Raw genomic sequence first — 7,212 nt, forward strand, 5'->3', positions numbered from 1 at the left:
TGCCGGGCCGCAGCGGTGGGGTTTAGGACGAACGACCGGCGTGACTCGCCGCATACGCGGGGGCCAGTGCCTCCATCTGCTCGATGACGATCCTGATGGCCTCGGGCTGCTTGTCCGGCGGGTACTTGAACTTGACGAGCACCCGTTTGACCGATGAGCGAAGTTTGGCGCGGACGTCGTCGCGGACGGTCCAGTCGTATTTGGTGTCTCGCTGCATGATTCGGACCAGTTCGCGGGCGATGTCGGCCAGGACGTCGTTGCCCTGTAGTTCGACGGCCGATCTGTTGGCGGCGACGGCGTCGAAGAACGCCAGCTCGTCGTCCGAGAGCGGCGGGTTGAAGCTCTGTCCCCGATTGCCTTCGGCGGCGATGTCGTGGGCCATCGCGATCAGCTCGGCGATCACCTCGGCGGAGGTGATCTGTTGATTGGTGTACCGGCGCATCAGTTCGGTGATGCGGTCGGAGAATTCTCGTTGCCGCACCAGGCTGTTGCGGGTGGCGCGGCGTGATTCTTCGGTGAGGGTGGCGCGCAACGCCTCGATCGCGAGGTGCGGATTGGCCGCCGACCGCGCCTTGGCCTCGAAGTCGGGGGTGAGGTCGTTCAGCGACGGTTTGGGCAGGCCGGCGGCCTCGTAGATGTCGACGATCTCCCCGGATGCGGTGGAGTCGGCGACCAGCCGCGACAGCAGTCGGCGGATGTCCTCGGGGATGGGCTTGCCCTCGGCCTGACGCCTGTTGGCCTCGATTTTGCCCATCCATACGCGCACTTCTTCGTAGAACTTGATGTCGGGGCGCAGTTCGGCGAGCGATTGATCGCCACCGGCGAGCGCCCAGGCGCGGGCGAGGTTTCCGGCGAGTTCGCGGTATCGGACCGCCGCCGACTTAGGTTGTCCGTCGATCTCGACGCCCGGAGTGTCGGGGGCGAGCAGATGGTCGGCCAGTCCTCGGGTGGCCCGCATCCACGGATTGCTGCCACCGCTTCTGACCACCTTGCGCCAGTCATATCCGGCGCACAGCGCGTCGATGCGGGCAAGCGTTTCGCGAGCCAGTCCGGCAGCCTCGTCGATGCGTTTGCCGACGGGTTTGGTCTGCTGATCGGTGTCGGTGTATTCGGCCAGCGCCGCATTCAGGCTCTCCGCGAGCGGTGCGTAGGCGACTAGCAGGCCGGCGGGTTTGCCGCGGAAGGTGCGGTTCACGCGTGCGAGGGTCTGCATGAGCAGCGCGCCCTTGAGTGGGCGGTCGAGGTACAGGGTGTGCAGCGGCGGCGCGTCGAATCCGGTGAGCAGCATGTCTTTGACGATGATGATCTGCAGCGGGTCGTCGGGATCTTTGAGGCGTTTCTGGATGGCCTTGTTCTGTGCGTCGCGGCGCACGTGCCTGCTGATCGGTTCCTGATCCTTCGCAGACCCCGAGTAGACGACCTTGACGACGCCGGCGGATTCAGAACCGTTGTGCCAGTCCGGTTTCAGCGCGACGATCTCGTCGTAGAGCCGGGCACAGATGTCGCGGGTCGCGCCGACGATGAGCGCTTTCCCCGGGGATTCGATAAATGGCAGCATCGCCTTCGACCGGGTTTCCCAGTGTGCGACGATATCGGCGGCAAGTGCTGTGAGTCGTTGTGGCGCACCGTATACCGCGTTGATGACGGCGACGGACTTTTCGATCTGGGCACGTTCGACGTCGTCGAGACCACGGGTCGCCTCGTCAGCGGCACGGTCGAGGTCGTCCTCGGTGATCTGCTGCGCCAGTGATACTTTGATCAGTCGCGGCTCGAAATACACAGGTACGGTGGCACCGTCGTCGACTGCGCGGGTCAGGTCGTAGATATCGATGTACGGCCCGAACACGTCGCGGGTGTTGCGCTCGGCCAACGAGATCGGAGTTCCGGTGAATGCGATGAGCGTGGCATTGGGAACGGCATCGGCGAGGTGGCGGGCGTACCCGTCGAGGTCGTCGTAGTGGCTGCGGTGCGCCTCGTCGACGATGACGATGACGTTGCGGCGGTCGGTGAGCAATGGGTGGTCGGAGCCCGCGTCGCGTTCTTCCTTTGTGCGGCCGAACTTTTGCAGGGTGGTGAAGTAGATGCCGCCGGTGGTGCGGTCGGCCAGTTCGTGCCGCAGTTGGTCGCGGGTGCCGATCTTGACCGGTGACTCGCCGAGCAGCCGGGACCGGTTGAAGGTGTCGAACAGTTGCCCGTCGAGGTCGCGGCGGTCGGTGACGACGATGATGGTGGGGTTCTTCAGCTTTGGTTGTTTGGCGACGAGGTGGGCGTACAGTTCCATCTCCATCGACTTGCCCGACCCCTGGGTGTGCCAGACGACTCCGGCCTTACCGGTGCTCTCGGCCGCCACCACCGTATTGCCGACGGCTTTGGTGACAGCAAAGTACTGGTGCGGCTTGGCAATTCGTTTCACATACCCGTCGGCGCCGGCATCGAACGCTACGAAGTTGTGTTGCAGCTGCACGAACCGTTCGGGATTGAAGACGCCGTCGATGAGCCATTCGAGTTCGATGCCGACGTCATCGTCGTCGGCAGCGACCGTCGTGATCGGTTTCCCGTCATCATCGACGTTCCACGGTGCGTAATGCTCGAACGGCGTGAACGGCGTTCCGTAACGGGCGGTGACTCCGTCGCTGATCACGGTGACGACGGCGAACCGGAACGCCATCGGGAACTCACGCAGGTACGTCTGCAGCTGGGCGTGCGCCGCCGCCACCGTCGCTCCGGCCATCCCGGCCTGTTTGAGTTCGATGATCGTGACCGGTAATCCGTTGAGGTACAACACCACATCGAAGCGTCGATGATATTCACGGTTGCGGATGGTGACCTGCTGGACGGCGAGCAGTTCGTTCTCATCAGGCCGCTGACTGGCCACCCTGATGGTCGGATTCTGTTCCAGCCCTTGATGATCGACATAGGTGATGCCACGATAGCCCGTGGTGACGATCTGATGCAGCCGATAGTTTTCGGCCATCGGGTCCTGCGACTGCGGCGCAAGAATAGCCGCCTGCGCCTGCACCAGATATTCAGCCGGAACAACGGGATTGAGCTCGCGCATCGCGGCCAGCAGCCGATCCGGGAGCACCAGATCCTCCCACGACGTGCGCCCCGATTCCGTTCCGGGCGCGATATCCTGCCCCTTGAGCGGCTGCCAGTTATGTTCGCCGAGCCGGTCGACGGTGAACTGCTCCCACTCGGATTCGGGAATGATGCTCATCGTTCGCTCCGTCCTCGGCCGCCGGTACCCCACCAACACTGGTCACACTATGTCAGAGGACTACGACGGTCGGGGGCGCTCGCCTCACGCCACAGGTCCCGGTAACTGACTTCGGTCGAGTCCGGGGCGACGATCTCCTCGACGGGCACCTTCCCCCGACTCACGCCCCTTGGTCACCAGGGGCACACCCCAGACACGGACCACGGTAAGCTTGTACAGTAAAGTGTTATACACTTTACTGGGTGGGTGCCCGCAGCGGACACGACGAAAGTAGGAAGGCAAGATTCATGACCGAGATCAAACGCGATCCCGCGCTCGATGCCCTTGCAAACGACTTCGAACACGACGACTTCGACCTCGTACCCGCAACGGTGGAGTCGGCCCCCGCAGCGCACTCGCTGCACATGGGCCGCCCCGCAGAACCTCGTGGTGCATCGCCGCTGCGCGCCGTGCGGTTGCCCAAAGCCCTCGACGAACAACTCACATCGTATGCACAGCAGAGCGGTGAATCCGCCTCCGCGATCGTGCGCGCAGCGATCAGCGAATACCTCCAGCGACACCCGGCCTGACCGAGCTTCGAATCCAAGGAACGGTGCAGGTCTCCGACGACATCACCGCCGAGTCGGGTCAGCAGGGGTTCTCACACGGTCAAGGTAGGTCCGTGACAACCAGCAGGCACTCTTTCGGGCCGACGATCTCCTCGACCGACCCGGCTCCTTGAACCAACCGGTGACTCCACACGGCGATCTGTTCGGTCGTCGCGTGCTCTACCCCGTACCGCACATCGGCGTCGAGGTCGCCGAACTTGCTGGTCAACATCCGCACCATCAACTGGACCTGCCCGCGTGCTTCGCCTTGAGCGATCAGTTGATCGGCAGTGGTCATAGCAGCTTCCTCCGTCTCACGCCCCACCGTCGCGGCAAACCTCACCACGTCTTCAACCGGCGTGTCGCGTCCTTACAAGATAGTGGAAAAGACCCATCAACCACCGCGGGTTGATCGTCGCAAGCTCATTACCCCACGATGTCAGCCAGCGGGTGGCATCGGGGCCCACCCGACGAGTCCCCCTCGGTTACCATGGGCACACCCTAGACGCGGGCTACGACATCGCCGCCGGCACAAGCGTCAGCGGGGAGCTGCGGTCACTTCGACCCAATCGTCGTCGACGGTCCGGCCGTCCAGAATCTCACGGGCGATCGGGTCCGACATAGTCCTGGCGCTCATCTGCCATTCGTGGAGCAACCGCCCGACTTTGGCGATGTCGTCGCCCGCACTGTCGATCTCAGCCAGAAACTCCCGGATATCCGCATCGTCGAATACACCAATGAACGACCATTCTCCATAGGTATTCGAATCTCGTTCAGCACGAGGATAGTTGAGTGCCGCGACGACGTCGCGGCATGCGCTCGTATGACTATTGCGCACCTCGACCAACTCCATCACCTCAGATCCGGTCCGACGTCGTAGCAACGAAGTCGGCGACAGCGGTTTCGATGCTTGCACCGATCGCCACCGCGTAGCGCTTGATCGTTGACAAGTGCGGGTCGACACCGGGCCGCTCGAAGTCCGCCACCACGCTCACCGAACGATTCATCCGCTCGGCAACCTGTTCTCGGGTCAATCCCCTGGCCTTCCGCAGCGCAACGAGCGCTTCGAGTAGCTCGTCGTCGTTGATCGCCAGCATGTACCGCAACCCCGCATACGGCTCGGCGGCAAGCTCCGCCTCCAATGCCTCGATCGCGTCCACCAGTTTCAGCGTAACAATGTATCCGCTGGTGACAAGCCATTTTCCGAGCCCATCGACTTCGTCTCCTGTACAGTTGCTCTGATGCCGAAGATCAGTCGCAGCGCGGAGTTGAATGAACAACCAGCCGGTCATGTGAGACCTCGATAAAGACGGAACTATCAAGCAGTTCGGCTACTGCTGTGATGTGGTCCTCGAAGAGCGTCAGAAGCCGGGCGTTGGTGATGTTGCCGGTGGTCACCAGCACGAGCGTTCTCGGTATTCCCGAAATCAGATGACTGTCGCGAAAATCCCGGTCTTTGGTAACGACCACCCGTTCCTGAACATCAGCCACACGGCTGATCTCGGTGTCTGTCGTCCTATTACCGTCAGGCAGCGCCGAGACGTGCACAGCATCGTGACCAAGTTCGGTGAGTCGCGTCGCAAGTCTGGCCGGCAACTGGGCATCGATCAGAAACTTCACCGTCACGCGGATTCAGGCGGCATCGAACGGCACGACCACGCGGTTCCCCGCGGCCAACGCACCGAACTCCAGGGCAGCCAGCAAGTCCTCACGCTCAAGGTCAGGGTAATCGTCGAGGATGTCCTCGATAGACATGCCTGCAGCAAGCAAGTCGAGCAGGTCAGCGACCGGGTACCGCAGCCCACGCACTACCGGCTTCCCGTGGCAGATAGCCGGATCGCTCGTCACGCGGTGCAGGTTGGACATTCGCCCAGCGTATCGGTGCCCGGCCGACACTGCAATCACCCGGGCTTGACTCACCTGATCTGCCCACGAGACGGTGTCATCGAGCGACAAGATGAGGAGACAGCGGCCGTACCGCGTCATTCCTCGGTGACCTTGATGACCTTCGCGGTGATCTCCGCATCGCTTGACTCGGTCTCCGCTCGGAGGCTGTCATCGATGCGCATGTCCGTACCCGACAGTGTGAAGTAGTCGGTCATCTCGTCCTCTGTTCCGATGACCTCGTAGACGACCCGGAAACTACGGCCCTTGAGAAACTCCGACGACGTCAGCAGTGTGGGTCGCACCGAGAACTCCACCACACACCCCGCTGATCCAAAGCACTTCTTCTCCAGCACTTCGACATTCATCTCGAAGTCGCTGGGCCTGATCGGGATGTCGTACACCGTCGGGGTGGCGGATGTGGTTGTGCTGGAGGTGGCCGCGACGGTGTCGGTGGTGGACTTCACGCCCGATGCGTTCTGCCCTTTGCCGATCACGAAACCACCCGCGCCGCCGGCGAGCACCAGCAGGACGGCCCCGATCACCAGGAGCAACACCGTACGACGACGATGCGGCCGCGGGGCCCGTGGCAGTTCGATCGGTGCGGTCGCCCATTGGTCCCACTGCTGCCGTGGCGGCGGAAACTCCTGCGGATTCATGACGTTCTCACTTCTACGGCGGGGTCGGCTCATGTGGCCGTCCAATGCTGAGGACTATCCCACGACGGTCTGACAACCGATCCGAGAATAGGCCGGAAGACTGGTGTTCATATGTAGCAGCAGAGTTCCGAATAGATGTTCGCTCGGCAGGCGGGCAGCGGAGCGTCAGGCGTGTCGTGTCACCGGACCCTTCGCGACGCTCGCTCGTACCTCGCATCGCCCTCAGGGATCAAGAGGGGTACCCCGGTTGTAAGGCCACTCATTCGCCCGCTCATGGACAACCCTGAGAGCGGTAGTCGGTGAGTTTCATGGATCCGGGCCCCCTTCTCCGGCGTGGCGGCATACTGTGAGGCTGGCAGTCCCAGCAGCGGAAGGGCGACCGAATCGAATCGTCCCTGGTCACAATCGGCCACGAGCTTCAGAAGCTCAATCCTGGGGTTGTACTCCTTCTGGCGACGTGGCTGATCGGCCTACGACTATCAGCGTCGTGGCACTTACGGGAGAAGCGCAAGGAACTCGACCTTGCGACGGCACGGGCTTTCCACGATATATACGGAGAATTCTTCGCATCCTGGAAGGTGTGGAACGCAAGCCTCCCTCGACTTGAGCCCACTGATTCCGAGTACAACGCCATCCTCGCGAAAGCATGCGAGATAGAAGGCAAAGTCGAGTCCATCTTGGCAAGCATCGCCTGTGGTCGCTCGCTGGATGAAGACTCCATCGCCGACCTCGGTCAGTCCTAGATCCGCGAGTAGCGGTGGCGTATCGGATCTGACTGCGAATTTGCGTGTTGCACAGTGTGTTTAGCAGTGTTTGGCATGCCGATGTTCCCGAGGTCCGTTCGGGTGGGCGGGGTTTCGTGGTC

General features: G+C 62.3%; 8 protein-coding genes. 1 reads left to right on the plus strand and 7 read right to left on the minus strand.

The features are described from left to right. Window positions 1-22 precede the first annotated feature (22 nt). Window positions 23-3,217 carry a type I restriction endonuclease subunit R gene (locus KDB67_RS04450; RefSeq protein ID WP_291012879.1) on the minus strand — a complete coding sequence of 1,065 codons (3,195 nt, stop codon included), beginning with the start codon at window positions 3,215-3,217 and terminating at the stop codon, window positions 23-25. Between the two features lie 287 nt (window positions 3,218-3,504). Here KDB67_RS04450 and KDB67_RS04455 point away from each other — a divergent pair, with 287 nt between their 5' ends. Then, window positions 3,505-3,786: a ribbon-helix-helix protein, CopG family gene (locus KDB67_RS04455; RefSeq protein WP_291012881.1), complete on the plus strand. Its 282-nt coding sequence runs from the start codon at window positions 3,505-3,507 to the stop codon at window positions 3,784-3,786. A gap of 79 nt (window positions 3,787-3,865) precedes the next feature. Here the strand turns inward: KDB67_RS04455 and KDB67_RS04460 are convergent, their stop codons facing one another. The 6 genes from KDB67_RS04460 to KDB67_RS04485 all read right to left on the minus strand — a co-directional run bounded on the left by KDB67_RS04460 (window position 3,866) and on the right by KDB67_RS04485 (window position 6,347). Further along, window positions 3,866-4,102: a hypothetical protein gene (locus KDB67_RS04460; RefSeq protein WP_291012883.1), complete on the minus strand. Its 237-nt coding sequence runs from the start codon at window positions 4,100-4,102 to the stop codon at window positions 3,866-3,868. A 240-nt stretch (window positions 4,103-4,342) separates the two neighbouring features. Beyond that, window positions 4,343-4,651, minus strand: coding sequence for a hypothetical protein (locus tag KDB67_RS04465; RefSeq protein WP_291012885.1), 309 nt, complete (start codon window positions 4,649-4,651; stop codon window positions 4,343-4,345). Between the two features lie 10 nt (window positions 4,652-4,661). Continuing rightward, window positions 4,662-5,096, minus strand: a complete 435-nt coding sequence (locus KDB67_RS04470; protein ID WP_291012887.1) for a helix-turn-helix transcriptional regulator — start codon at window positions 5,094-5,096, stop codon at window positions 4,662-4,664. Further along, window positions 5,056-5,430: a DUF5615 family PIN-like protein gene (locus KDB67_RS04475; protein WP_291012889.1), complete on the minus strand. Its 375-nt coding sequence runs from the start codon at window positions 5,428-5,430 to the stop codon at window positions 5,056-5,058. Before KDB67_RS04475 ends, KDB67_RS04470 begins: the two co-directional genes overlap by 41 nt. Before the next feature lie 6 nt (window positions 5,431-5,436). Next, window positions 5,437-5,670: a DUF433 domain-containing protein gene (locus KDB67_RS04480; RefSeq protein ID WP_291012891.1), complete on the minus strand. Its 234-nt coding sequence runs from the start codon at window positions 5,668-5,670 to the stop codon at window positions 5,437-5,439. Between the two features lie 116 nt (window positions 5,671-5,786). Continuing rightward, window positions 5,787-6,347 (minus strand): hypothetical protein, encoded by a 561-nt coding sequence (locus KDB67_RS04485; RefSeq protein ID WP_291012893.1) that lies wholly within the window; start codon window positions 6,345-6,347, stop codon window positions 5,787-5,789. Between the last annotated feature and the right edge of the window lie 865 nt (window positions 6,348-7,212).

It is taken from the genome of Gordonia sp. (in: high G+C Gram-positive bacteria), assembly GCF_020438995.1.
In the GTDB taxonomy this organism is placed as follows: domain Bacteria; phylum Actinomycetota; class Actinomycetes; order Mycobacteriales; family Mycobacteriaceae; genus Gordonia.

Excerpts from the sequence above, each read along its gene's own strand:
- KDB67_RS04450 (WP_291012879.1), bottom strand. The coding sequence starts at position 3,217 with ATGAGCATCATTCCCGAATCCGAGTGGGAGCAGTTCACCGTCGACCGG.
- KDB67_RS04455 (WP_291012881.1), top strand. The coding sequence starts at position 3,505 with ATGACCGAGATCAAACGCGATCCCGCGCTCGATGCCCTTGCAAACGAC.
- KDB67_RS04460 (WP_291012883.1), bottom strand. The coding sequence starts at position 4,102 with ATGACCACTGCCGATCAACTGATCGCTCAAGGCGAAGCACGCGGGCAG.
- KDB67_RS04470 (WP_291012887.1), bottom strand. The coding sequence starts at position 5,096 with ATGACCGGCTGGTTGTTCATTCAACTCCGCGCTGCGACTGATCTTCGG.
- KDB67_RS04480 (WP_291012891.1), bottom strand. The coding sequence starts at position 5,670 with ATGTCCAACCTGCACCGCGTGACGAGCGATCCGGCTATCTGCCACGGG.
- KDB67_RS04485 (WP_291012893.1), bottom strand. The coding sequence starts at position 6,347 with ATGAATCCGCAGGAGTTTCCGCCGCCACGGCAGCAGTGGGACCAATGG.